This window comes from Microbacterium hydrocarbonoxydans (assembly GCF_011752045.1).
GTDB lineage: Bacteria > Actinomycetota > Actinomycetes > Actinomycetales > Microbacteriaceae > Microbacterium.
This window is the reverse complement of the sequence record NZ_JAAKXW010000005.1, coordinates 370,360-395,309: the sequence shown is the minus strand read 5'-3', so window position 1 is coordinate 395,309 and position 24,950 is coordinate 370,360. Positions and strand designations below refer to the sequence as shown.

Genomic DNA, 24,950 nt, shown 5'->3' with positions numbered 1-24,950 from the left:
CCATTTTTTCCTGCGATATCGGTTGAACAATCGTCCATCGAGTGCGAAGATCGCACCATGAGTTCGAAGAAGAAGCTCCCGGTGCTCGACGAGGTCTCGAAGACCATCGTCGAGCTCCTGCAGGACGACGGGCGTCGCTCGTACTCCGACATCGGCCGTGAGGTCGGCCTCAGCGAGGCCGCCGTGCGGCAGCGCGTGCAGCGGCTCACCGAGGCGGGCGTGATGCAGATCGTCGCGGTCACCGATCCCATGCAGCTCGGCTTCCGCCGGCAGGCGATGATCGGCATCCGCGTCACCGGCGACACCAGGGTCGTGGCGGAGGCCATCGCCGCGATCGACGCCATCGACTACGTCGTGATCACCGTCGGCTCCTTCGACGTCCTCGCCGAGGTCGTCTGCGAGGACGACGAGGACCTCCTCGCCCTCATCAACGACCGCATCCGCCCGATCGAGGGCGTCCTCTCCACCGAGACCTTCATCTACGCCAAGCTGCAGAAGCAGCTCTACAACTGGGGGACCAGATGAGCATCACCACCACCCGCACGATCCCGACCGAGGCCGAGCTCCAGTCGATGGCGAAGGACCATCTCTGGATGCACTTCACGCGGCAGTCCACGATGGAGAAGTCCGGCGTGCCCATCATCGTCAAGGGCGACGGGCACCGCATCTGGGACGCGAAGGGCAAGGAGTACTTCGACGGCCTCGCCGGCCTCTTCGTCGTGAACGCGGGTCACGGCCGTCGCCGCCTCGCCGAGGCCGCGGCCAAGCAGGCGTCCGAGCTGTCGTTCTTCCCGCTGTGGTCGTACGCGCACCCCGCCGCGATCGAGCTCGCCGACCGGCTCGCGGACGAGGCTCCGGGCGACCTCAACCGCGTCTTCTTCTCCACCGGGGGCGGCGAGGCCGTCGAGACGGCGTTCAAGCTCGCCAAGTACTACTGGAAGCTGATGGGCCAGCCCACCAAGCACAAGGTGATCTCGCGCTCCGTCGCCTACCACGGCACCCCGCAGGGCGCCCTCGCGATCACCGGCATCCCCGCCATGAAGGCGATGTTCGAGCCGGTCACGCCCGGCGGCTTCCGGGTGCCGAACACGAACTTCTACCGCGCGGCGGAGATGGGCGCGCCCGCCGACGATCTCGAGGCCTTCGGGCGCTGGGCCGCCGACCGCATCGAGGAGATGATCCTCTTCGAAGGCCCCGAGACCGTGGCCGCGGTGTTCCTCGAGCCGGTGCAGAACTCCGGCGGCTGCTTCCCGCCCCCTCCCGGCTACTTCGCCAGGGTGCGCGAGATCTGCGACAAGTACGACGTGCTGCTCGTCTCCGACGAGGTCATCTGCGCGTTCGGCCGCCTCGGCCACACCTTCGCGTGCACGGGCATGGGCTACGTGCCCGACATGATCACGTGCGCGAAGGGCATGACCAGCGGGTACTCCCCGATCGGCGCGACCATCGTCAGCGACCGCATCTACGAGCCGTTCTCGAAGGGCGACACGACCTTCTATCACGGCTACACCTTCGGCGGGCACCCGGTGTCGGCCGCGGTCGCGCTGGAGAACCTCGCCATCTTCGACGAGGAGGACCTCAACGCCCACGTGCGCGAGAACTCCCCGCTGTTCCGCGCCGAGCTGGAGAAGCTCAGCGACCTGCCGATCGTCGGCGACGTCCGCGGCGACGGGTACTTCTTCGGCATCGAGCTGGTCAAGGACAAGACGACGAGGGAGACCTTCGACGACGCCGAGTCCGAGCGGCTGCTGCGCGGCTTCCTCTCCCCCGCCCTGTACGAGGCCGGTCTGTACTGCCGCGCCGACGACCGCGGCGACCCCGTCATCCAGCTCGCGCCGCCGCTCACCATCGGACCCGGCGAGTTCCGCGAGATCGAGCAGATCCTCCGCGACGTGCTGACCCGCGCGCAGGGGGTGCTCTAGCCGATCACGACCGCGCGGTGCTCCGCCTCGCCAGCAGCGCGAGGTGGAGCGCCGCGAGCGTCTCCCCGTCGTCGAGATCGGCGTCCAGCAGGTCGGCGATCAGCGTGAGGCGCTGGTAGAACACCGAGCGCGACAGGTGGCTGGCGGATGCCGCCGCCGACCGGTTCCCCGGATGCGCGACGAGAGCCGCGAGCACGTCGAGGAGGTCGCCCCGGCGTTCGCGGTCGTGGCGCACCAGCGGCGCCAGCATCCGCTCGCTGTGCTCGTGCAGCCGGTGGTCGTCGCGGAGCGTCGCCACGAGCCGCTCCAGGGGGCGGTCGTCGACCCGGCGCACTCTGGCACCGGAGTCCGAACGATCGCTGGCGGCGAGATCCCGCGCGGCGCGCAGCGAGGCCAGGAGGTCGAGGACCTCCTGCACCGCCGGCCCCACGAACACCGTGCGCCCAGGGCCCGCGATGCGCGTCAGCGCCTCGTCGGTGAGCACGGCGGACGCGGGCAGCGACAGCAGTGCGACGTCGTCGCCTCCGGCGCGGGCCGCGACGACCGCGCATCCCGCGAGACGGGCCCGGTATTCGAGCTCGCTGATCGAGCCGGTGCCGCGCACGACGATCCCATGGCACTGCCGCCCGGCGAGGCGGAACCCGCCGGCCTCGAGGCGGGCGGCGATGTCGGATGCCGTCGCGAAGCGCGCGCCGAGCAGATCGTCCACGACGCCCTGGTGGGCGAGCAGGGTCCACTCGTCGTCACCGCCGTCGGCGAGGCAGCCGAAGGCGAGCGCCGTGGCCCCCTGCTCCAGCACGGTGATCCGGCCGGCGGGATGCGCCGGGCCGTCGAGAGCGACGAGAGTCCCCCAGCGCACTCCTCTCGCCTGCACCGGGACGCGCAGGCCCGCGTCCGCCGCCCGCGTGCCGAGCACCTCGGCCACCGGCATCCGCAGCGCCTCGAGGGCGATGACCTCGTGTGCGAGGTTCTCCAGCACCACCGGCGCCCCGAGGGCGCGCGCCGTCTCGGCGACGACGACGTCGGCCGGCGCGCCCTGCAGACTCAGGGCCGTGAACAGCTCGTGCAGGCGCTGACGCGCGTGCAGGGCGTCGTCCTGCGCGGCGATGAGCGCCCGGTGCACGGCCTCGGTGATGGCGACGAACTTCACCTCGCTGGCCAGGGCGATCAGTGCGAGCCCGGCGTCGGCGCAGGCCTCGACGACCGCGGCCGGGACCTCGGCGTGCGGGCTGCCGAGCTCGACGACGATGCCGGCCAGTCCCGCGCGGTGCAGACCCAGGGCGAAGGCGCGCAGCTCCTCGCGCTCGGCCGGCCACCCCGCGCCGGTGCTGAGCAGCAGCTCGCCGCCGTCGAGCAGACGCGCGACGCCTGCGCTGTCCGAGACGTGCGCCCAGCGCACCTCGGCGTCCAGCGCTCGGCCGCCCACGATGACCTCCGGAGCGCCCGCCTGCACGGCCGGCATCGACAACACGTCTGCGACCGTGAGCAGGGCGTCCGCATCCCGCACCGGACGTTCTGTCCGGTTGCCCGGGAAGTCCTGACGATCTGACACCTCTGCGTCCTCCTCGGCTCTGTGATCATTGAGCAATACCCAGCGTACCGGCCCCGGTCAGAGTGTTCGACCTCGCCATCCCCAGCTCACGGAGGAACATCGTGGACATCGTCCGTCACGTCATCAACGGAGTGGAGACCGCCGAGGCGGCCCGCACCGGTCAGGTCTTCAACCCGGCGACCGGAGAGGTCTCCAAGGAGGTCGCGTTCGCGTCCGCCGCAGAGGTGGAGACCGCGATCGCCGCGGCGGCCGCCGCGCTCCCCGCCTGGCGCGAGACGAGCCTGATCAAGCGCGCCGACGTGTTCTTCCGCCTGCGGCAGCTGCTGAAGGACCGCACTCCCGAGCTCGCGGCGATCGTCACCAGCGAGCACGGCAAGGTCCTCTCCGACGCGGCCGGCGAGGTCTCGCGCGGCATCGAGAACGTCGAGTTCGCGGCCGGACTCGTGCACCTGCTCAAGGGCGAGCGCAGCGAGCAGGTCGCCCGCGGCGTCGACGTGCACTCGGTCAAGCAGCCCGTCGGCGTGGTCGCCGCGATCACCCCGTTCAACTTCCCGGTGATGGTGCCGCTGTGGATGGTCGCCTCCGCGATCGCCTGCGGCAACACCGTCGTCCTCAAGCCCAGCGAGAAGGACCCGTCCGCCGCGGTCTGGCTCGCGAAGCTGTTCCGGGAGGCCGGTCTCCCCGACGGCGTCCTCAACGTCGTCAACGGCGACAAGGAGGCCGTCGACGCCCTGCTCGACTCGCCGCAGGTCAAGGCGATCAGCTTCGTCGGGTCCACCCCGATCGCGCGCTCCGTCTATCAGCGTGCCTCCGCCAACGGCAAGCGCGTGCAGGCGCTCGGAGGCGCCAAGAACCACATGGTCGTGATGCCGGATGCCGACATCGACGCCGCCGCCGACGCCGCGATCTCCGCCGCCTACGGCTCCGCGGGCGAGCGCTGCATGGCCGTCTCGGTGCTCGTCGCCGTCGGCGACGTCGCCGACGACCTCATCTCCGCCATCACGACCCGCATCGAGGGCCTCACGATCGGCGACGGCACGGATGCCGCCAGCGAGATGGGTCCGCTGATCACCCGCGAGCACCGCGACCGCGTCGCCTCGTACGTCACGGGCGCCGCCGCCGAAGGCGCGAAGGTCGTCGTCGACGGCACCGCCCAGCAGTTCGACGCCTCCGGCTTCTTCATCGGCGTCAGCCTGATCGACGAGGTCCGTCCCGGAATGAAGGTGTACGAGGACGAGATCTTCGGCCCGGTGCTGTCGGTCGTGCGCGTGGAGACCTACGCGGAGGCCGTGGAGCTCGTGAACGCGAACGCCTTCGGCAACGGCACCGCGATCTTCACCCGCGACGGCGGCACCGCCCGTCAGTACGAGTTCGACATCGAGGTCGGCATGGTCGGCGTGAACGTGCCGATCCCGGTGCCGATCGGCGCCTACTCCTTCGGCGGCTGGAAGGACTCGCTGTTCGGCGACTCGCACATCTACGGCCCCGAGTCGATCCACTTCTACACGCGCTCGAAGGTCGTCACCACCCGCTGGCCCGACCACACCCCTTCCCAGATCGACCTGGGTTTCCCCAGCAACCACTGAGCGGCACGAGGACACCGTCATGACGACATACACCGACCGGCAGGGCGCCGTGCGCGCGCTGCCCGACGCCGAGGCCGAGGCGCAGGTCCGGGCCGACGACCGCGGGCACGTCTTCCACTCCTGGAGCGCACAGGGGCTCATCGACCCGCTGCCGGTCGCCGCGGGCGAGGGCTCCACCTTCTGGGATTACCAGGGCAACGCCTACCTGGACTTCTCCAGCCAGCTGGTGAACCTGAACCTCGGCCACCAGCATCCGGATCTCGTCGCCGCGATCCAGCAGCAGGCCGGGCGCCTGGCGACCATCCAGCCCTCGGTGGCGAACGACGTCCGCGGCGAGCTGGCCCGGCTCATCGCCGAGGTCTCCCCCGACGGCTTCGAGAAGGTGTTCTTCACCAACGGCGGCGCCGAGGCGAACGAGTACGCGGTGCGCATGGCACGCCAGTCCACCGGGCGCCGCAAGGTGCTCTCGATGTACCGCAGCTATCACGGCTCCACCGCCACCGCGATCTCGCTGACGGGCGACCCTCGGCGCTGGGCGAACGACACGGTCGACAACGGCTCGGTGCGCTTCTTCGGCCCGTACCTGTACCGCTCCCCGTTCCACGCGGAGACCCCGGAGCAGGAGTCCGAGCGCGCGCTCGCCCACCTCGAGCAGACGATCCAGCTCGAGGGCCCGCAGACGATCGCGGCGATCATCATCGAGACCGTGGTCGGAACGAACGGCGTGCTGATCCCGCCGCCCGGATACCTGCAGGGCGTGCGCGAGCTGTGCGACCGCTACGGCATCGTCTACATCGCCGACGAGGTCATGGTCGGCTTCGGCCGCCTCGGCGAGTGGTTCGGCATCGACGCGGTGGGCGCGCAGCCCGATCTCATCACCTTCGCGAAGGGCGTGAACTCGGGCTACGTGCCGCTGGGCGGCGTGGTGATCAGCGACCGCATCGCGAAGGCGTTCGACAACGTCCCGTTCGCCGGCGGTCTCACCTATTCCGGCCACCCGCTCGCCTGCGCGGCCGGCGTCGCCACCTTCGAGGTGTTCCGCCGTGACGGCATCCTCGAGCGCGTGCGCGACCTCGGCGAGCGCGTCGTCGAGCCGACGCTGCGCTCCTGGGTCGAGAAGCACCCGAGCGTGGGCGAGGTCCGCGGGCGCGGGCTGTTCTGGGCGATCGAGCTGGTGCGCGACAAGGAGACCCGCGAGCCGCTGGTGCCGTTCAACGCGTCAGGGGCGGATGCCGCGCCGATGGCGGCTTTCGCCGCCGCCGCGAAGAAGGCCGGCGTCTGGCCGTTCACGCACTTCAACCGCGTGCACGTCGCTCCCCCGCTGGTGATCTCCGAGGAGGAGCTGGTGCGCGGCCTCGCCGCGATCGACGAGGCGCTCTCCGTCGCCGACGAGCACACCCGCTGAATCCTGCCGGATGTGCCCGGAGCCGCGCGCCCGGGCACATCCGGCGTCGCCGCGCAAGGGGCGTGACCCGACGATCTTCCCGCTGCACACTGGGTGATCCAGAGGTGAGCGCCATGGACGATGGTCCGGTCGTGGGGACGGCGGAAGGCCCGATCCGGGGACTCCGGCGTGCCCACGACCTGGCCTTCCTCGGCATCCCGTTCGCCGCGGCGCCCGTCGGCCCTCTGCGCTTCCTCGCCCCGCAGCCGGTCGAACCGTGGACCGGGATCCGCGACGCGACCGCCTTCGGCCCGACGCCGCAGCGGCGGGAGGAGCCGGGAGCGCTCATCCCCGAGCCGAGCGTGCCCGGTGCCGAGATCCTGAATCTCAACGTCTTCACCCCCGCGCTCGCGCCCGCTGCGCTCCCCGTCCTCGTGTGGATCCACGGCGGCGCCTACTCCGCCGGGTCTGCCATCGGCCCCTGGTACGACGGCCGGACCTTCACGCGAGACGGCGTCGTCACGGTGACCGTCTCCTATCGTCTGGGGTCGACGGCTTCGGTGTCATCGACGGCGCGCCCGACAACCGCGGCGTGCGCGACTGGCTGGCGGCGCTGGAGTGGGTGCATCGCAACATCGCTTCCTTCGGCGGCGACCCCGGGCGGGTGACGGTCGCAGGGCATTCGGCCGGCGGCGGCGCCGTGCTCACGCTGCTCGGGATGCCCGCCGCGCAGCATCTGTTCCAGGCGGCGATCTCGTTCTCCGGGGCGCTCGCCGACATCCCGCGCGAGATCGCGGAGCAGCGCAGCGTCCGCCTCGCCGAGCTGGCCGGCGTCCGCCCCGACCTGCGGGGGTTCCGCAGCACGAGCGAGCGCCGGCTCACCCGGCATCAGTACGAGGCGGGCCTGCTGGGCAAGAGGGGCCTCGCCGCCCTGCTCAGCCCGCTGCACGACGGGGTGCCGTGGGGTCCGGTGATCGACGGCGACCTGATCGCTCAGCCGACCGTCGAGGCGATCGCCGCGGGCATCGGCGCCGGCAAGCCGCTGCTGATCGGCGCGACGGACGACGAGTTCACCACGGCGCTGGAGACCGCCCCGCGGATCCTGCGGCACCTGCCGCGTCGCTTCACCCTGCCTCTGCTCGCGCGCGAGGGGTCGCGCCGCCGCAGCTGGCTGGCGGCGAACCGCGTGCCACGGCGGGATTCGATCGGCCTGCTCGGGCGCTTCGTCGCCGACGAGGTGTTCCGCTCCCTCGTCGTCAACGTCGCAGAGGCACGCGCCGGCGAGGCGACCTGGGCGTACCGGTTCGCGTGGGTGTCTCCCGTCCTCGGCTGGTCGTGCCACTGCCTCGACGTGCCGTTCTGGTGGGACGTGCTGGACTCCCCGCGCGTCGCCCGCATCGCCGGCCCGCACCCGCCGCAGCGCCTCGCCGACCTGATGCACGCGACGGCGGTCGCGTTCGTGCACCGGCACGATCCGGGCTGGCCGTCCTGGCGGAGCGAACCCGGCACGGCCCGGGTGTTCGGCGCCGACGACGGACCGCAGCTGACCTCGACCGAGTACGACGGCGCCCTGCCGCTGGTGTGACCGGCTCAGTCCGCCGCGTGCACCCGCTCCCCCTCCACCCAGGTGCCGAGCACCCGGGTGAGGCCGATCTCATCGGCCGGATGCGCGAACGGGTCGCGATCGAGCAGCGCGAGGTCGGCGAGCATCCCGACCGCGATCGTGCCGGTCTCGTCGAGGTGATTCACCCGCGCAGAGCCGGCCGTGTACGCGGCGAGCGCGGTGCCGAGGTCGATCGCCTGCTCGGGCAGGAACGGCGGATAGTCGCCCTCCCACTCGCTCGGCGCCGACCGGCGGTTCACGGCGACGTGGATCGCAGCCATCGGGTCGGGCGTCGACACCGACCAGTCGCTGCCGGCGGCGAGCGCGGTGCCCGCACGGAGCAGATCTCCGAACGGGTACTGCCAGGAGGAGCGCTCCTCTCCGAGGAACGGGATGGTGAGCTCGACCATCTGCGGCTCCAGCGTCGCCCACAGCATCTGCATGTTCGCCGCCACGTCGAGCGCCCTGAACCGCGGGATGTCGTCGGGGTGCACGACCTGGATGTGCGAGATGTGATGCCGGTTGCCGCTCGGCCCGTTCGCGAGGAGCGCGGCCTCGACGGCGTCCAGGCACTCGCGCACCGCCCTGTCACCGATCGCATGGAAGTGCAGCCCGAAGCCGTGCGCGTCCAGCCGCCTCGCGGCCTCCTTCAGCAGCTCCGGCTCGACGAAGGAGATCCCGTCGTCTCCACCCGGATGCCCGTGCCCGTCGCAGTACGGCTCGAGCATCGCCGCGGTGAAGTTCTCGGCCACGCCGTCCTGCATGATCTTCACGCTGCGCGCGCGGAAGCGCCCCGCGGTCCCTGAGGCCCGGCGGGCGACGATGTCGTCGATCTGCTCGAGTCCGCGCGAGCGGTCCCACCACAGCGACCCCACCACGCGCCCGGTGAGCGCCCCGGACGACCCCGCACGGAGGTAGGCGGGCAGCGGATCGCCGGCGTCCCCGTACTCGGTGCCCACGATCGCGTCCTGCCAGGCCGTGACCCCGAAGGAGTGCAGGTGCTTCTGGCCGAGCAGCAGGGCGTCCACGAGGCGCTCGGGCGGCTCGGGCGGCAGCAGCCGGTTCACGAGCCCCATCGCACCCTCGTGCAGCGTGCCGCTCGGGTTCCCGTCGGCGTCGCGCTCGATGCGGCCGTCCGCCGGATCCGGGGTGCCCCGCGTGATCCCGGCGAGCGCGAGCGCCCGCGAGTTCACCCAGGCGCCGTGGCCGTCGCGGTTGGGTAGGAAGGCGGGCCGGCCGGGGACGACGGTGTCGAGGTCGGCCGCGGTGGGCGTGCCGCCCGGGAACGCCGACATCTGCCAGCCGCCGCCGAGCACCCAGGCGTCGTCGGGATGCTCCGTGGCGTACGCGGCGATGCGGGCGAGGTACTCGTCCCGCGTGGACAGGGCCGCGAGGTCGCAGCGCAGCATGTCCAGCCCGCCCCAGACGGGGTGGACATGCGCGTCCTGGAACCCGGGCACGAGCATCCGTCCCTCGAGGTCGACGACCTCGGTCCGTGGTCCGATGAGATCGCTCAGGTCGTGGCCGACGGCGCTGATCCGGCCGCCGCTCACGGCGACGGCCGCCGCGGTGCTCCGGGCTGCGTCCGAGAGGAAGGCACGGCCCCCTCGCCGGCCCCCGGTGAAGACGATGTCGGCGTGGGTCATGTCATCCTCCTGCCATGGTGCGGGCGATGTCGGCGGCGGAGTCCCCCGCCCGCTTCAGCACCAGCGCGACCAGTGCCAGCGCCACGAGCGTGAGCAGCAGCATGATCGTGGACACGGCGGCGATCTCCGGCCGCAGTCCGGTGCGGACCGCGCCCAGGATGTACACGGGCCACGGCGTGGTGCCGGCGACCGAGACGAACGCGGCGATCACGGTGTTGTCCAGGCTCAGCGTGAACGAGAGCAGGAAGCCGGCGAGCACCGCGGGCATCGCGAGCGGCAGCGTCACCCGCCGGAAGGTCGTCAGCGGCGGCGCGTAGAGATCGGCGGAGGCCTCCTCCAGCTGCGCGTCGAGTCCGAGGAGCCTGGCCCGGACGAGATAGGACACGATCGCGACCGAGAACAGCGAGTGGCCGACCACGAGCCGCACGATGCCGTTGCCGAACAGCCCGATCCCCCAGTCCTGGCCGAGCGTGACCAGCCAGGGAAGCAGCGCGACGGCGTCGACGATCTCCGGTGTCACCGACACCAGCAGCAGGAGGGCGAGGAACCACCACACCCACTTCCCGGGGTTCCGTGCCATCGCGATGCCGGCGAGGGTGCCGAGGATGCTCGCGAGGATCGCCGCGATGAAGCCGGTCTGCACCGACACGAGCACGGCGCCCCTGATGACGTCGTTCGTCACGATCGCCGCGAAGGAGTCGAGGCCGGCATCCGTGAACGAGGTGAGCAGGCGTCCGGTGTTGAACGAGTACGCGACGACGACCGCGATCGGCAGGAACAGGAACACCAGCACGGCGATGCCCCAGATGAGGAATCCGAGGTCTCCGCGGGAGCGGGGGCTCTTCGGCCTCGTCGTGCTGCGTGCGGTGACGATGGCGCGCGTGTCGGCGGCGGTCATGCGGCACCTCCGCGGGCGAGAGGAGCGGGGTCGATCACCACGCGGTTGCGCAGCCGGAACGGGACGCCGGCCAGCCACACCAGCGCGAACGCCACGGCGGCGGTCAGCATGACGATGAGGATCAGCATCACCGCCATCGCGGAGCCCAGAGCCCAGTTCTGCGCCGTCTGGAACTGGATCGCGACCATCTGCCCGATCATGTTGCCCTTGGCGCCGCCGAGGATCGTGGCGGTGATGTAGTCGCCCATCAGCGGGATGAAGACGAGCAGGATGCCGGCGACGACGCCCGGCCGTGCGATCGGCAGGGTCACCCGGAGGAAGGTGCTCCATCTGTTCGCGCCGAGGTCCTTCGACGCCTCGCGCAGCGCGGGGGCGACCCGGTCGAACGCGACGAACAGGGGCAGGATCATCAGGGGCAGGTAGTTGTAGATCACGCCGAGGAGGACGGCGGGACGCGTGTAGAGGATGTCGAGCGGTCCGAGTCCCAGGCCCTGCAGGATGCCGGACAGCCAGCCGTTGGGCGCCAGGATGATCTGCCACCCGATCGTGCGGACGAGGAAATTGGTCCAGAACGGCACCATGACCAGGGCGACGAGCAGCCCGCGGCGGGACGGCGGCGCCTTCACCGCCATCCAGTAGGCCACGGGTCCGCCGATGGCGAGGCAGGCGAGGGTGCCGACGATGCCGATCCAGAGCGTGTTCTGGAAGGTGGCGAAGAACGTCGGCGTGAGCACCTCGAGGTACCGGTCGAAGGACAGCACGTCGTTCGCGTGGGTGCCGAAGATGCCCGGCTTGTAGCCGAAGCTGAACCAGACGACATAGCCGACCGGGATGACGAAGAAGAACAGCAGCCACGCCCAGGCGGGGAACGCCAGGGCGATGCCGGCCTTCCTACGCACCCGCGGCCGCCTTCACCTTGTTGTAGATCTCGACCACGCGGGTGAGGGCGTCGGTGACTTCGCCCTCCTCCATCGTCTCGAGCTGCTCCGGGGTGAAGAACACCATGTCCAGCAGCGGGAGCCCGGCGTCGACGGCAGCCTGCTCGATGTCCGCGACGCCGGTGTGGTAGCCGATGTAGTCCAGCTCCTGAAGGGACACCGCCGGGTCGAGCACGTAGTCGATGAAGGCGTGCGCCGCCTCCGGGTGCGGGGCGCCGACAGGGATCGCCCAGTTGTCCATCCAGATCTCGGTCTTGGGTCCGGGGAGCACCCACTGCCACCGCTCGGGCTCGCTGCTCTCCATGATGCCGAGACGCACGTCGCCGTTGTAGGCCTGCATGAGCACGTGCGAGACCTGCTGGATCGCGCCGCCGCCCGGGTACGAGTCGAACGCCTCGATGTGCGTGGCGAGCTTCCCGACGAGGAACTCCTCCGCGGCGTCGAGGTGAGCCGCGTCGGTCGTGGTCCACGGGATGTCGTTGGCCCAGAAGTAGGCGCCCGTGAGCTCGCTGGCGTCGTCGAGCATCGTGGTCTTCCCGCTGGCCTCGTTCTGCGCGGCGTCGAGGAAGTCGGCCCACGTGGTGAGCTCGCGGGTGATCACGGTCTTGTCGTAGACGAAGCCGGTCGTTCCCCACGCCTTGCAGATCGAGTACTCGTTCTCCGGATCCCAGGCCCGGCCGACGAAGGCAGGGTCGAGGTTCGCGAAGTTCGGGATGAGGTCGCGGTTGAGCTTCTGCAGCAGCCCGTTCTGCACCATCTGCTGGATGTACACGCCGGTGGGCACGACGATGTCGTAGCCCGCGCTGCCCTTGGCTGCGGTGAGCTTCGCGATCATCTCCTCGTTGGAGTTGAAGGAGGACAGCTCGATCTTGGGGCCCTGGTCCTTCGTGAACGTCTCGAGCACGTCGGGGCTGTCGTAGTCGCCCCAGGTGTAGATGGACAGGCTCTTCTCCAGCGCTCCGCCCGTCGCCGCGGGGGCCGGGGAGCCGCCCCCGCCCGGCGTGCAGGCGGTGAGGATCGCGGCGGCGGCGCCGGCGGCCGCGACGCCGAGGAATCCTCGGCGGGAGAGCTCGCGGCGGAGGAACGGGACGGCCTCGCTGCTGGCGAGGATGCGGATCGAAGGCTCGGACATCGTTGTCTCCAGGGTCGTTTCGGGTGGACGGGTCAGGCGGCCGGCGGGGCGACGTAGCCGGCGTCGGTCGCGGCTTCGTCGGCGGGGAAGAGCAGGACGTTCGCGGAATCCCACGAGCAGACCACGGCGTCGCCGACCGACAGCGGCGGCGCCTCGGGTGTCGGGCGGCGGACGATGAGGCTCCGGTCCTCGCCGATCCGCACCAGGTACTGCATGGTCTCACCGAGATGGGCGACGCCGATGACCGTGCCGCGGGCGGTGTTGACGGATGCGGGCGCGACGGCATCCGCCGACCCTTCGGCCGCGATCCGCACGAACTCGGGACGCACGGCGGCCTGCCCGCGGGTGGCCCCTGCGAGTTCCGCAGCGGTCGCCCGGACGACCGACTCCGCTGCTTCGACGGCTGCGCCGTCCGCCGACACGGGGCCGGTGAAGAAGTTCTGCTGGCCGACGAAGGCGGCGACGTAGGCCGACGCGGGACGCGCGTACACGGTGTCGGGGTCGGCGATCTGCTCCACGACGCCGTGGCGCATGATGGCGATGCGGTCGCTCATGGACAGCGCCTCGCCCTGGTCGTGCGTCACGAAGACGAAGGTGATGCCCAGACTCGACTGCAGGAGCTTCAGCTCCAGCTGCATCTCCTCGCGGAGCTGCCGGTCCAGCGCTCCGAGCGGCTCGTCGAGCAGCAGCACGGCCGGCCGGTTGACCAGCGCGCGCGACAGCGCGATGCGCTGCTGCTGACCGCCGGAGAGCTGCGTCGGTCGGCGATCGGCGAGGTGGCGCATCTGCACGAGGTCCAGGGCCTCCGCGACCCTGGCGCGGATCTCCGACTTCGGGGTCCGGCGCTGCTGCAGGCCGTACGCCACGTTCTCGGCGACGCTCATGTGCGGGAACAGCGCGTACGCCTGGAAGACGGTGTTGACCTCGCGGCGGTACGGCGGCAGGCCGAGCACGCTGCGCCCGGAGATCCGGATGTCGCCGGCATCCGGCTGCTCGAACCCCGCGATCATCCGAAGCGTGGTGGTCTTGCCGCACCCGGAGGGCCCCAGCAGGGAGAGGAACTCGCCGGGCTGCACGTCGAGGGTCACGTCGTCGACGGCCGTGGCCGAGCCGTATCGCTTCGTCACCGCGTCGATGCTGACGCCGCCGGTGATGTCGGGCATGGAACCTCCCCATCGAGATCACTGCGTCCCTGCCGGGAACACTGGGAAGTCTTGCACAGGATCAGCGCCAGGTACAGCGGATACCGAGGCGAGGTGATCAAATCGCAACGGTTTCCGTTGCAATTCCGACAGACGGCTTTCGATTATCACCGAGAACCGGGAGATCGGCGACGCCCGCGGGACTCAGACGAGGAAGCCGCGCAGCAGCGCCTCCGACCCGGCGAGGTGATCCCGCATCGCCGCCTCGGCCGCGTCGGGGCGGCCGGCGAGGATCGCCGTGACGATCTGCTCGTGCTGCTCGCCGGAGTGCTGGATGTTGCGCGGCATCAGGGGGAACGTGTCCAGCAGGGCGTTCACGGCTGCCCTGTTCTCTGCCACCAGCGCCACCAGGGAAGGGATGCCCGCAGCCTCTGCGATGGCCAGGTGCAGCAGCGTGTCGAGGCGGCGATACTCGTCGGGCCCCGCCGGAAGCGCCGCCTCATGCCGCGCCCACAGGTCGGCGCGGATCGCGGCATCCAGCGGCCGGCCGGCAGCTGCGCGCGCCGCGCCGGTCTCCAGCACCCGCCGCAGCCCCAGCACGTCATCGAGCTCGGCCGGATCCACCGCTCCCCTGCCCGACGGCTGCGGCAGCGGATCGGCGACGAAGGTGCCGCCGTACCGGCCCCGCCGCGGCAGCAGGTAGCCGGTGTCGGCGAGCTCCCTGATCGCCTCCCGTACGGTGTCGCGGCTCACGCCGAACGACGCCGCGAGCTCGCGCTCCGGCGGGAGGGATTCCCCCGGGGCGACGATGCCTAGGCGGATGGTCTGCACGAGACGCGCCACCGCGTCCTCGAGCGCGTTGCCCCGCCGCAGCGGGCGGTAGACGGCCCGGCGCACCTCGAGGAGGTCGCCGTCGCCTTCGGGGTTCTCCTTCATCCCTTCACCTTGTCACGACGGCGATGCCCCTCACAGCGGCGTGACGTAGGCGTTCGTGATGCCGCCGTCCACAACGAAGGCGCTCGCGGTGATGAAGGACGAGTCGTCGGAGGCGAGGAAGGCGACGGCGGCGGCCAGCTCCTCCGGCTCCGCGAAGCGCCCCATCGGCACGTGCACCAGGCGACGCTGAGCCCGCTCCGGGTCCTTCGCGAACAGCTCCTGCAGCAGCGGCGTGTTCACAGGGCCCGGGCAGAGCGCGTTCACGCGCACCCCCTGGCGGGCGAACTGGACGCCGAGCTCACGTGACATCGCGAGCACCCCGCCCTTGGACGCCGTGTAGCTGATCTGCGAGGTCGCGGACCCGAGGAGCGCGACGAACGACGCCGTGTTGATGATCGAGCCACGCCCGGCGGGCACCATGTGACGAAGCGCCGCCCGGCTGCACAAGTACACGCTCTTGAGGTTCACGTCCTGCACACGATCCCAGGCCGGCAGCTCGGTCGTCTCGATGGAGTCGTCGTCCGCGGGCGAGATGCCGGCGTTGTTGAACGCGATGTCGATGCGGCCGAACTCGGCGGCGACACCGTCGAAGAGCGCGTCGACCATCCCCTGGTCGGCGACGTTCACCGGACGGAACGCGCCGCCGACCTCGGCCGCAGCGGCCTCGCCGGTGACGGGATCCAGGTCGGCGATCACGACGAAGGCTCCCTCGGCGGCGAACCGCTTCGCCGTGGCGAAGCCGATGCCGCTGGCGCCACCGGTGATGATGGCGACGCGGTCCTTGAGGCGCTGGGTCAGGTCGATGGTCATGTGTTCCTCCGTGACGGGGTGTGAGCGGGCGGGGACGACGCGATCAGGGTGCATCGGTCGCGAAGAAGACGTTCTTGGTCTCGGTGAAGTGCTCGGCGGCATCAGGGCCGAGCTCGCGCCCCAGGCCCGACGCCTTCATGCCGCCGAAGGGCGTCGCGTAGCGCACCGAGGAGTGCGAGTTCACCGAGAGCACGCCGCTCTGCACGCCACGCGCCACGCGGACGGCACGCCCGAGGTTCTCGGTCCAGATCGACCCGGCGAGCCCGTACATCGTGTCGTTCGCGAGGCGGATCGCATCGGCCTCGTCATCGAAGGGCATCACCGCGACGACGGGCCCGAACACCTCCTGCTGCGCGATGCGGTCGCCGGGGCTCGCGAGCACGACCGCAGGCGCGAACCAGAAGCCGTCGCCCTCCGGGGCGCTGCCGCGGAACGCGATGTCGGCCCCGTCGAGGAACGACGACACCGTGTCGCGGTGCCCCGCCGAGATCAGCGGTCCCATGTCGGTGTCGGTGCTCGACGGGTCGCCCACCCGCCACGCGGCGACGGCCGGCTCGAGCAGCTCGAGGAAGCGGTCGTACACCGAGCGCTGCACCAGCAGGCGGCTGCGGGCGCAGCAGTCCTGGCCGGCGTTGTCGAAGACCGACCCGGGCACCCCGGCGGCCGCGCGCTCGAGATCGGCATCGGCGAACACGATGTTGGCGCTCTTCCCGCCGAGCTCGAGCGTCACCGGCTTCAGCGCACGCGCGCAGCCGGCGGCGACCTCGACGCCGACCTCCGTCGACCCCGTGAACACGACCTTGCGGACGTCCGGATGCTCGACGAGCCGCTGCCCGACGACGGAGCCCGAGCCGGTGACGACCTCGAGGAGCCCCTCGGGCAGTCCTGCTTCGAGGGCGAGCTCACCGAGACGGATCGCCGTCAGCGGGGTGAGCTCCGCCGGCTTCAGCACCACCGCGTTTCCCGCGGCGAGCGCAGGGGCGAAGGCCCATGCCGCGATCGTCATCGGGAAGTTCCACGGCACGATGACGCCGACGACTCCGTACGGATCGTGGAAGGTCACGTCGAGACCGCCCGCCACGGGGATCTGCCGCCCGGAGAGCCGCTCGGGGTCGGCAGAATAGTAGTTCAGCACCTGTGCGACGTGGGCCGCCTCCCAGCGCGCGGAGCCGATCGGATGTCCGGAGTTCTGCACCTCGAGCTGCGCGAGCTCCTCCGCCGCACCCTCGACGACGCGCGCGAACGCGCGGAGCGCATCGGCCCTGGCGACCGGCGCCAGCGCCGCCCACCGGCGCTGCGCCGCGACGGCGCGCGCGATCGCGGCATCCGTCGTCTCGGCGTCGGCTCGGGCGACGTCGCGGATGGCGGCCCCCGTCGAGGGGTTGATGACCGTGAACGCGCTCATCGCGCACCTTCCTTCCGTCGTGCGGCGAACGCACGGGCCTGTGAGACGAGATCCTCGAAGAGACGGCGATCCTCGCCGTTCTCCTCGGGATGCCACTGGACCCCGACGAGGTGTCCGCCGGAGGTGTCGACGAAGGCCTGCACGAGACCGTCGTCCGAGCGTGCGGCCGCGACGAGACCGTCGCCGAGGCGGTCGATGCCCTGGTGGTGATAGCTGTGCACCCGCACGTCACCCTCGCCCAGCACCTCGGCGAGGGCAGTGCCGGGCGAGACGGCGACCTGGTTCTCGGCGAAGACGCCTCCGCCGATCCGGTAGCGCTCGGTGCCGAGCGACTCAGGCAGATGCTGCTGCAGCGTGCCGCCGCGGGCCACGTTGACGAGCTGCAGGCCGCGGCAGATGGCCAGCACGGGGATCCGCCGCCGCTCGGCCGCGCGGAACAGGGCCAGCTCCCAGGCGTCGCGGTCGACCCGGGCGGGGTCGGTGAGCGGATGCCGCTCCTCGCCGTACAGCTCGGGGGCGACGTCCGCCCCGCCGGTGAGGATGAGGCCGTCCATGCCGGCGATCGCGGCGTCGGCGGCATCCGGATCCTGCGGGGGCAGGAGCAGCGCGATGCCGCCTGCCGCGGTCACCCCGGTCAGGTACTGCTCGGGGAGGAACGCCGCCCTGACGTCCCACACTCCCTGCTGCGCCCGTTCCAGGTAGGTCGTGACGCCGATCAGCACCGCGGATTCAGAGTCGTTCGAAACCACGGACCCGCTCCCAGTCGGTGACGGCGGCGTCGTACGCCTCGAGCTCGATGCGCGCCTGGTTCAGATAGTGGTCGACGACGTCGTCGCCGAACGCGGCTCGCGCGATCGAGGACTCGCCGAACAGCTGTGCGGCCTCCCGCAGCGTCGTCGGCAGGTGCTCCACCCCCGCCTCGTAGGCGTTGCCGGTGAGCCGCTCCGGCAGGGGCAGCTCGTTCTCGATGCCGTGGAGCCCGCCGGCGATGATCGCGGAGATGCCGAGGTACGGGTTGACGTCGCCGCCGGGCACCCGGTTCTCGACGCGCAGGGCGGAGCCCTGCCCGATCACGCGCAGCGCGCAGGTGCGGTTGTCGATGCCCCAGGCGATGCCGGTCGGGGCGAAGCTGCCCTTGGCGAAGCGCTTGTAGGAGTTGATGTTCGGCGCGTAGAGGAGGGTGAACTCCCGGAGCGTCGCGAGGATGCCGGCGATCCAGTGCTCCATCAGCGGGCTGAAGCCGTGCTCGCCGTCCCCGGCCATCACCGGCGTGCCGTTCGCGTCGCGCAGCGAGAGGTGGATGTGGCAGCTGTTCCCCTCGCGCTCGTTGAACTTGGCCATGAAGGTCAGCGCCTGCCCGTGCTGTCCGGCGATCTCCTTCGCGCCGTTCTTGTAGATCGCGTGCTGGTCGGCCGTCTCGCGCACCTCCGCGTAGCGGAACGCGATCTCCTGCTGGCCGAGGTTGCACTCGCCCTTCACGCCCTCGCAGTACATGCCGGCTCCGTCCATCCCGTTCCGGATGTCACGCAGCAGCGGCTCGAGGCGGGTGGAGGCGAGGAGGTTGTAGTCGACGTTGTAGTCCGTGGCCGGGGTGAGCCCCTCGTACCTGCGCGCCCAGGCGTCGCGGTAGGTGTTGTCGAAGACGATGAACTCGAGCTCCGTGCCGGAGTACGCGGTCCAGCCGCGCTCGGCGAGGCGGTCGCGCTGCCGGTCGAGGATCGCGCGCGGCGAGGGCCCGACGGGTTCGCCGTTCTGCCAGACGAGATCCGCCATCACCAGCGCCGTCCCGTCGAGCCAGGGGATGCGGCGGAGGGTGGCGGCGTCGGGGCGGAGGACCATGTCGCCGTACCCGCGGTCCCAGCCCGACATCGCGTATCCGTCGACGGTGTTCATGTCGACGTCGACCGAGAGCAGGTAATCGCAGGCCTCGGCCCCGTGGTGCAGGATGTCCTCCTGGAACAGCCGCGCGGATACCCGCTTGCCCACCAGACGTCCCTGGGCGTCGGCGAACGCCACGATCACCGTGTCGATCTCGCCGGCGGCGATGCCCGCGTCCAGCTGCTCGATGCTCAGGTTTCCCGACATCTCTCGCTCCCGTTCTCGTGCGGTGAAGCGATCGATCGACCGGCTTCGCCCTCAGAGTAGAACACCTCGACGTTTAAAGGTAGACGAAACCACCATTGAATGTCACAATCATGCCCAGGGTGCACCCGGCGCCTGCAAGCATGCGAACGGAGAGCGGATGTCTGAGCAGAAGAGCGAGTCCCGCAAGGTCGCTGGGGCGACCTATACACGTGCCGGCAGTGAGTACTTCGAGAAGCGGACGCTGAAGCGGTCGGCCGGAGTGTGGGGCCTGTGGGGCCTCGCCGTCGCCGCGGTCATCTCCGGGGACTTCTCCGGCTGGAACTTCGGCATCGACTTCGCCGGCTTCGGAGGGATGCTCATCGCCTTCGCGATCCTCGTGCTCATGTACTACGGCATGATCTTCTCGATCGGCGAGATGGCGGCTGCCATGCCGCACACCGGCGGGGCGTACTCGTTCGCCCGGTCGGCGATGGGACCGTGGGGCGGCCTCGTCACCGGGGCCGCCGAGACGATCGAGTACGTGGCGACCACCGCGGTGATCGTCTACTTCTCGGCCTCCTATGCGAACGGCATCACGAGCGAGCTGCTCGGCCTGGAGCTGCCGGGATGGGCGTGGTACCTCATCCTCTACGCCGTGTTCATCGCCCTGAACTCGGCGGGAGCTGCGATCTCGTTCCGGTTCGCGATCGTCGTCTCCGTGATCTCGATCGCCATCATCCTGGTGTTCTCCGCGATGGCGGCCTTCTCGGGAGCCTTCAGCTGGGACGCCCTGTGGAACATCGTCCCCGACGAGGGCCAGTCGGCCTTCCTGCCGCACGGCGTGCTGCCGATCCTCTTCGCACTCCCCTTCGCGATGTGGTTCTTCCTCGGCATCGAGGAGCTGCCGCTCGCGGCCGAGGAGTCCCACGATCCGATCCGCGACATCCCGCGCGCCGGCCTCTGGGCCCGGGGCACGCTCATCGTGACCGGCCTCCTCGTGCTCTTCCTGAACACCGGCATCCTGGGCGCCGAGGCCACCGGCGTCGCCGGAGAGCCCCTGCTCGACGGCTTCCGCGCCATCGTGGGTGACCAGGTCGCAGCCGTCCTCGCGCTGTTCGCACTGATCGGCCTGCTCGCGTCGCTCCAGGGCATCATGTTCGCGTACGGCCGCAACATGTACTCGCTGTCGCGCGCCGGCTACTACCCGCGCTTCCTGTCCCTCACCGGCACGCGCCAGACCCCCTGGGTCGCGCTCGTCGTGGGCGCCGCCATCGGCTTCGTCGCGCTGATCGTGCTCGATGTGCTCGCGGCCGTGGACGCCGAGGGCGCCGGCACCGTGGCCGGCGCGATCGTGCTGAACATCGCGGTGTGGGGAGCGGTGGTCGCCTACGGTCTGCAGCTGATCTCGTTCATGATCCTGCGCCGGAAGTACCCGAACGTGGAACGCCCCTACCGCAGCCCCTGGGGCATCCCGGGAGCGGTGATCGCCCTCGTCATCTCCGCGCTCATCTTCCTCGGATTCCTCCTGAACCCGACATTCGGCCCGGCGATCATCGCGATCGCGATCGTCTACGCGGTGATCCTCATCGGATTCGGCCTGTTCTTCCGGCACCGCCTCGTGCTCTCCCCCGAAGAGGAGTACGCCCTCTCCGGCGGCGAGCACGGCGATCCGCAGGCCGAAGGCTACGACGCCATGGAGGACGAGGTCTTCGACGGCGGGAAGTGACCGGCGGGAGCGCGACTACTTCGAATCGAAGTCGAAGGCCTTCAGCAGCTCGACGACGGCCTTGTCGCGCTCCTCCCCGCCGTGCTCGAACATGTGCGTCACGTGCGTGCGCAGATGGTTCTCCAGCAGCAGCCGGTTCAGGGATTCCAGGGAGCGCTGGATGGCACGCGACTGCGTGATGATGTCCATGCAGTACTCCTCGTTCTCGATCATCCGCGCGACGCCGCGCATCTGACCCTCGAGGATGCTCGTGCGGTGCAGCGCGCGCTTCTTGATGTCTTCGATCACGGGATCGAGCGTACTCTCGACCGCCGGGCTCCGGCCGGGCGCGGCCCGCGTGAAAGGATGACGTCATGCCGCGAACACCGATGGCGCAGCTCAGCCCCGCCGATCAGGAGCGCCTGCGCGCGCTCCGGCGCATGAAGGCGGTCGCTCTCGGTGCGCTCGGCGCGATGGCCATCACCTTCGTCATCGCCTTCGCGCTCCAGGAGCGCGTCGAGTGGCTCGCCTATCTGCGGGCCGCCGCGGAGGGCGGCATGGTCGGCGCCCTCGCCGACTGGTTCGCGGTCACCGCGCTGTTCCGCCGGCCGCTCGGGCTCCCGATCCCGCACACCGCGATCATCCCGAGCCGCAAGGACGAGATCGGCCGCACGCTCGGCGAGTTCGTCGAGACCAACTTCCTCGCCGCCGATGTCGTGCGCACCAAGCTATCGAACACCGCCATCGCGCTCCGCGCCGGCGAATGGCTCCGGGAGCCCGCGCATGCCGAGCGCGTCGGCACCGAGGGCGCCGCCGTCGCCGGCGCTGTGCTCAACGCGCTCAGCGACGACGACGTCCGCGATCTCATCACCGACCTCGCCCGCGAGCACCTCGTCGCCCCGGAATGGGGACCGCCGGCCGGAGCGTGGCTCGCCAAGATCGTCGAGGCGGACGCCCACCACGGAGCCGTCGACCTCGCCGTGGACTCCATCGCGACCTGGCTGCACCACAACGCCGAGGCCTTCTCCGGCCTCATCTCCCGGCGGCTCCCGTCCTGGGTGCCGAAGCTCGCGCACCGCTTCGTCGACGACACCGCCTACAACGAGGCGGTGCGCTTCGTGCAGGCCGTCCAGGCCGACCCGCGGCATCCGGCCCGCCTCGCGATCGACGGCTACCTCGGCCGCCTCGCCGACAATCTCCAGCACGACCCCGCGACGCGGGCGAAGCTCGAGAACGCGAAGGCCTCGCTCTTCGACAGCCCCCGTGTCGGCGCCCTGGCCGCCGAAGCCTGGAACACCGCCAAGGCAGGCCTGCTCACGGCGCTGGCCGACCCGGAGAGCGGCCTGCGCCGCCGGGCGGTCCAGGCCCTGCAGGAGGTCGGCGAGCGCCTGACCACGGATGCCGCGCTGCAGCACCGCGTCGACACCTGGGTGTCGGATGCCGCCGTCTTCCTCGTCGACCGGTACCGGCATGACATCGCCTCGATCATCACCGACACCGTCGAGCGGTGGGATCCGGCGGAGACCACCGAGAAGATCGAGCTCATGGTCGGACGCGACCTGCAGTACATCCGCCTGAACGGCACCGTCGTCGGCGCCCTCGCCGGTCTCCTCATCTTCGCCGTCGCTCACAACCTCATCCCCGGATGATCGTCCGCCGCGCTCGCACCTGAGCCCGCGCCGGGTTCCGCAGACCGACCGGGAGGCGGTCCGGGCGCAGCCGCTTATGCAACGTTGGAGATAACCCTTGCACCTCAGTTCTACATCGTTGTAGATTCGCGGCGACGGCTCATGGCCGAGCCCGAATCTCCGTCCGACGTCGAACAGGAGCATCATGCCCCGCACTCCCCGCACCTCGATCGCCCTGGCCGCCGCCGGCGCCATCGCGATCGGCTGCCTCGTCCCGGCCCCTGCCTGGGCGAAGCAGCCGACCGTACAGCCCGAACCCCCGCAGTTCCAGGACGTCACCGTCCACGACCCCTCGATCGTCACCTCGGGCGACGACATCTGGGCGTTCGGCTCGCACGGCGCCTCGGCGCACACGACCGACCTCATCGACTGGGAGCAGTACACCGTCGACCTGTCGCAGAACGCCGACAACGCCCTCTTCGAGGACATCTACACCGAGCTGGCCGAGACCTTCGAGTGGGCGCAGACCAGCACGCTGTGGGCGGCGGACGTCATCCGGCTCCCCGACGGGCGGTTCGCGATGTACTACAACGCCTGTGAGGGCTCCTCCCCGCGCTCCGCGCTCGGCCTCGCCACCTCCGACGCGGTCGACGGTCCGTACGAGAACCAGGGCATCCTCCTGAAGTCGGGCATGTCGGGAGAGTCCGAGAACCCGGGCGAGGTCTACGACGCCCGCATCCACCCCAACGCCGTCGATCCCGACGCGTTCTACGACGCAGACGGCGGCCTGTGGATGGTGTACGGCTCTTACTCCGGCGGCATCCACATCCTGAAGCTCGACCCGGAGACGGGCGAGCCCCTCCCCGACCAGGGCTACGGCACGCACCTCGTCGGCGGCAACCACAGTCGCATCGAGGCGCCGACCGTCCAGTACGACGCGGAGAGCGGCTACTACTACCTCTACCTGTCCTTCGGGGGTTTGGACGCCGGCGGCGGGTACAACGTCCGCGTCGCCCGCTCGACCTCACCCGACGGGCCCTACCTCGACGCCGAGGGCAATGACATGGCGGAGGTGAAGTCCGACCCGGACCTGCCGCTGTTCGACGACGCGACGATCCAGCCCTACGGCGTCAAGCTCATGGGAAGCCACGTCTTCACCCACGAGCTCGGCGACGCGGGCGATGCGAACGGCATCGGCTACAACTCACCCGGACACAACTCCTGGTACCAGGACCCCGAGACCGGGCGCATGTTCCTCGTGTTCCACGCGCGATTCCCCGGCAGCGGGGAGTATCACGAGGTGCGGGTGCACCAGATCTACATCAACGAAGACGGATGGCCGGTGATCTCCCCGCAGCGCTACGCCGGCGAGACCGCCGGCAAGGTCTACCGCGCGGATGTCGTCGGAGACTGGCAACTCGTGAACATGGGCAAGGACATCACCGCGGTCCCCGCTGCGTCCTCCGACATCTCCCTCACGAAGAGCGGGAAGATCACCGGTGCCGCCGCGGGCAGCTGGACCCTCGACGATGTGAACGCCGCGACGCTCGTCATCGACGGCGAGACCTACAAGGGCCGGTTCGTGCCGGTGTGGGACCCGGCCCTGGAAGCCTGGTCGACCGGGTTCACCGCCCTCTCCGCACACGGCGTCAGCGTGTGGGGACGCAAGGTGCCGACGCTCAGCGATGCGGATGCCGTCGCCGCCGTGATCGCCGCGCTGGAGCTGGGCGACACCTCCGCCGTCACCGGCGATCTCACGCTGCCGACCGAGGGAACGGGCGGCACCACGATCACGTGGACGTCATCCGACCCGGCGGTCGTCGGAGCCGACGGCACCGTCCTGCGTCCCGCGATCGGCGCCGCCGACGCGCACGTCACGCTCACCGCGACCGTCGCTTCCGGTGGCATCGCGCAGACGGCATCCTTCGAGCTCACCGTCCTCGCCCGCACGCCCGGCGTCCTCAGCGGCTCCTGGTCGTTCGAGGGAGACCTCGCCGACGGCGCGGGGCTGCACCCGGCCGCGACCCCGACCGGGGCGCGCCTGGACACCCCGGGCGGCACGGCCGCCTTCGCGGCCGACGGCGTCTCCGGCAGCGCCCTGCACCTCGACGGCTCGACCGGCGTGCGCCTGCCGGACAGCCTCATCCAGGGCTCCGAGTACACGGTCAGCCTGTGGCTGCGCCCCGACCGGCTCACCACCTACACGACGGCCTTCTTCGGCGCCGCGGGCCTCGAGTCGTGGGTCAGCCTCGTGCCACAGGGGCACAGCGGCGTCGGCGGCTCGACGATGCTCTGGTCCGGCACCCGCTGGTACGACGCCGGCACGGGGCAGACTCTGCCCGTCGGCCAGTGGTCGCATGTCGCGTTCGTCGTCGACGGCGGCTCCGTCGTCGTCTACGTCGACGGCGTGAAGCGGTTCCAGGGCACGGGGTTCCCCGACGTGTTCTCCGCAGCGGGAGCGCAGTTCGGCATCGGCGTGAACTGGTGGGACGCGCCGTTCGCGGGCGACGTCGACGAACTGAACGTGTGGAGCACGGCCCTCACCGCTCAGGACGTCGCGGAACTCGCCGAGCGCTGACGAGGCGACGGTGTCGCGGCC

21 protein-coding genes are annotated in these 24,950 nt (G+C 70.7%); 9 read left to right on the top strand and 12 right to left on the bottom strand.

Features of this window, described 5'->3' with window-relative positions; all coding sequences use genetic code 11:
• The first annotated feature begins 57 nt into the window (after positions 1–57).
• Positions 58–525: an Lrp/AsnC family transcriptional regulator gene (locus tag G6G98_RS15840; protein WP_164234456.1), complete on the top strand. Its 468-nt coding sequence runs from the start codon at positions 58–60 to the stop codon at positions 523–525.
• Positions 522–1,922 (top strand): aspartate aminotransferase family protein, encoded by a 1,401-nt coding sequence (locus G6G98_RS15835; RefSeq protein ID WP_067354943.1) that lies wholly within the window; start codon positions 522–524, stop codon positions 1,920–1,922. The genes G6G98_RS15840 and G6G98_RS15835 overlap by 4 nt, the downstream gene beginning before the upstream one ends.
• A gap of 4 nt (positions 1,923–1,926) precedes the next feature.
• On the opposite strand, the gene G6G98_RS15830 is transcribed toward G6G98_RS15835, so the two are convergent.
• The gene (locus G6G98_RS15830; protein WP_243842149.1) at positions 1,927–3,474 is read right to left on the bottom strand and encodes a PucR family transcriptional regulator; all 1,548 of its coding nucleotides are present in this window, start codon (positions 3,472–3,474) and stop codon (positions 1,927–1,929) included.
• Between the two features lie 101 nt (positions 3,475–3,575).
• Between G6G98_RS15830 and G6G98_RS15825 the strand changes: the two genes are divergently transcribed.
• The 4 genes from G6G98_RS15825 to G6G98_RS15815 all read left to right on the top strand — a co-directional run bounded on the left by G6G98_RS15825 (position 3,576) and on the right by G6G98_RS15815 (position 8,029).
• On the top strand, positions 3,576–5,060 hold the full coding sequence (locus G6G98_RS15825) for a CoA-acylating methylmalonate-semialdehyde dehydrogenase (RefSeq protein ID WP_067354939.1): 1,485 nt from the start codon (positions 3,576–3,578) through the stop codon (positions 5,058–5,060).
• Between the two features lie 19 nt (positions 5,061–5,079).
• A complete protein-coding gene (locus G6G98_RS15820; RefSeq protein ID WP_067354935.1) occupies positions 5,080–6,465 on the top strand; it encodes an aspartate aminotransferase family protein in 1,386 nt (461 codons plus the stop codon).
• A 113-nt stretch (positions 6,466–6,578) separates the two neighbouring features.
• Positions 6,579–7,112, top strand: coding sequence for a carboxylesterase family protein (locus tag G6G98_RS17245; RefSeq protein WP_067354932.1), 534 nt, complete (start codon positions 6,579–6,581; stop codon positions 7,110–7,112).
• Positions 7,037–8,029, top strand: coding sequence for a carboxylesterase family protein (locus G6G98_RS15815; protein ID WP_067354929.1), 993 nt, complete (start codon positions 7,037–7,039; stop codon positions 8,027–8,029). Before G6G98_RS17245 ends, G6G98_RS15815 begins: the two co-directional genes overlap by 76 nt.
• A 5-nt stretch (positions 8,030–8,034) precedes the next feature.
• On the opposite strand, the gene G6G98_RS15810 is transcribed toward G6G98_RS15815, so the two are convergent.
• The 10 genes from G6G98_RS15810 to G6G98_RS15765 all read right to left on the bottom strand — a co-directional run bounded on the left by G6G98_RS15810 (position 8,035) and on the right by G6G98_RS15765 (position 19,039).
• Positions 8,035–9,693 carry an amidohydrolase gene (locus tag G6G98_RS15810; protein WP_067354926.1) on the bottom strand — a complete coding sequence of 553 codons (1,659 nt, stop codon included), beginning with the start codon at positions 9,691–9,693 and terminating at the stop codon, positions 8,035–8,037.
• A gap of 1 nt (position 9,694) precedes the next feature.
• Positions 9,695–10,591, bottom strand: coding sequence for an ABC transporter permease (locus G6G98_RS15805; RefSeq protein WP_067354923.1), 897 nt, complete (start codon positions 10,589–10,591; stop codon positions 9,695–9,697).
• Complete coding sequence (locus G6G98_RS15800; RefSeq protein ID WP_164234455.1) at positions 10,588–11,490, bottom strand: ABC transporter permease; 903 nt, start codon at positions 11,488–11,490, stop codon at positions 10,588–10,590. The genes G6G98_RS15805 and G6G98_RS15800 overlap by 4 nt, the downstream gene beginning before the upstream one ends.
• Complete coding sequence (locus tag G6G98_RS15795) at positions 11,483–12,661, bottom strand: polyamine ABC transporter substrate-binding protein (RefSeq protein ID WP_067354917.1); 1,179 nt, start codon at positions 12,659–12,661, stop codon at positions 11,483–11,485. The genes G6G98_RS15800 and G6G98_RS15795 overlap by 8 nt, the downstream gene beginning before the upstream one ends.
• Before the next feature lie 32 nt (positions 12,662–12,693).
• Positions 12,694–13,824, bottom strand: a complete 1,131-nt coding sequence (locus tag G6G98_RS15790; protein WP_164234454.1) for an ABC transporter ATP-binding protein — start codon at positions 13,822–13,824, stop codon at positions 12,694–12,696.
• 183 nt (positions 13,825–14,007) lie between these two features.
• On the bottom strand, positions 14,008–14,739 hold the full coding sequence (locus G6G98_RS15785; RefSeq protein ID WP_164234453.1) for a FadR/GntR family transcriptional regulator: 732 nt from the start codon (positions 14,737–14,739) through the stop codon (positions 14,008–14,010).
• 30 nt (positions 14,740–14,769) lie between these two features.
• A complete protein-coding gene (locus G6G98_RS15780; protein ID WP_067354910.1) occupies positions 14,770–15,549 on the bottom strand; it encodes a 3-oxoacyl-ACP reductase in 780 nt (259 codons plus the stop codon).
• 43 nt (positions 15,550–15,592) lie between these two features.
• Positions 15,593–16,954, bottom strand: coding sequence for an aldehyde dehydrogenase family protein (locus tag G6G98_RS15775; RefSeq protein WP_164234452.1), 1,362 nt, complete (start codon positions 16,952–16,954; stop codon positions 15,593–15,595).
• Positions 16,951–17,703, bottom strand: a complete 753-nt coding sequence (locus tag G6G98_RS15770) for a gamma-glutamyl-gamma-aminobutyrate hydrolase family protein (RefSeq protein ID WP_067354897.1) — start codon at positions 17,701–17,703, stop codon at positions 16,951–16,953. Before G6G98_RS15770 ends, G6G98_RS15775 begins: the two co-directional genes overlap by 4 nt.
• Positions 17,684–19,039: a glutamine synthetase family protein gene (locus G6G98_RS15765; protein WP_164234451.1), complete on the bottom strand. Its 1,356-nt coding sequence runs from the start codon at positions 19,037–19,039 to the stop codon at positions 17,684–17,686. Before G6G98_RS15765 ends, G6G98_RS15770 begins: the two co-directional genes overlap by 20 nt.
• Positions 19,040–19,196: 157 nt before the next feature.
• Here G6G98_RS15765 and G6G98_RS15760 point away from each other — a divergent pair, with 157 nt between their 5' ends.
• A complete protein-coding gene (locus G6G98_RS15760; protein WP_164234450.1) occupies positions 19,197–20,744 on the top strand; it encodes an amino acid permease in 1,548 nt (515 codons plus the stop codon).
• 15 nt (positions 20,745–20,759) lie between these two features.
• Here G6G98_RS15760 and G6G98_RS15755 read toward each other — a convergent pair whose 3' ends face one another.
• The gene (locus G6G98_RS15755) at positions 20,760–21,032 is read right to left on the bottom strand and encodes a metal-sensitive transcriptional regulator (protein WP_067354886.1); all 273 of its coding nucleotides are present in this window, start codon (positions 21,030–21,032) and stop codon (positions 20,760–20,762) included.
• Between the two features lie 65 nt (positions 21,033–21,097).
• Here G6G98_RS15755 and G6G98_RS15750 point away from each other — a divergent pair, with 65 nt between their 5' ends.
• Both G6G98_RS15750 and G6G98_RS15745 read left to right on the top strand, forming a co-directional pair.
• Positions 21,098–22,372 carry a DUF445 domain-containing protein gene (locus tag G6G98_RS15750; RefSeq protein WP_164234449.1) on the top strand — a complete coding sequence of 425 codons (1,275 nt, stop codon included), beginning with the start codon at positions 21,098–21,100 and terminating at the stop codon, positions 22,370–22,372.
• A 184-nt stretch (positions 22,373–22,556) separates the two neighbouring features.
• The gene (locus tag G6G98_RS15745) at positions 22,557–24,929 is read left to right on the top strand and encodes a LamG-like jellyroll fold domain-containing protein (RefSeq protein ID WP_164234448.1); all 2,373 of its coding nucleotides are present in this window, start codon (positions 22,557–22,559) and stop codon (positions 24,927–24,929) included.
• Positions 24,930–24,950: the final 21 nt, after the last annotated feature.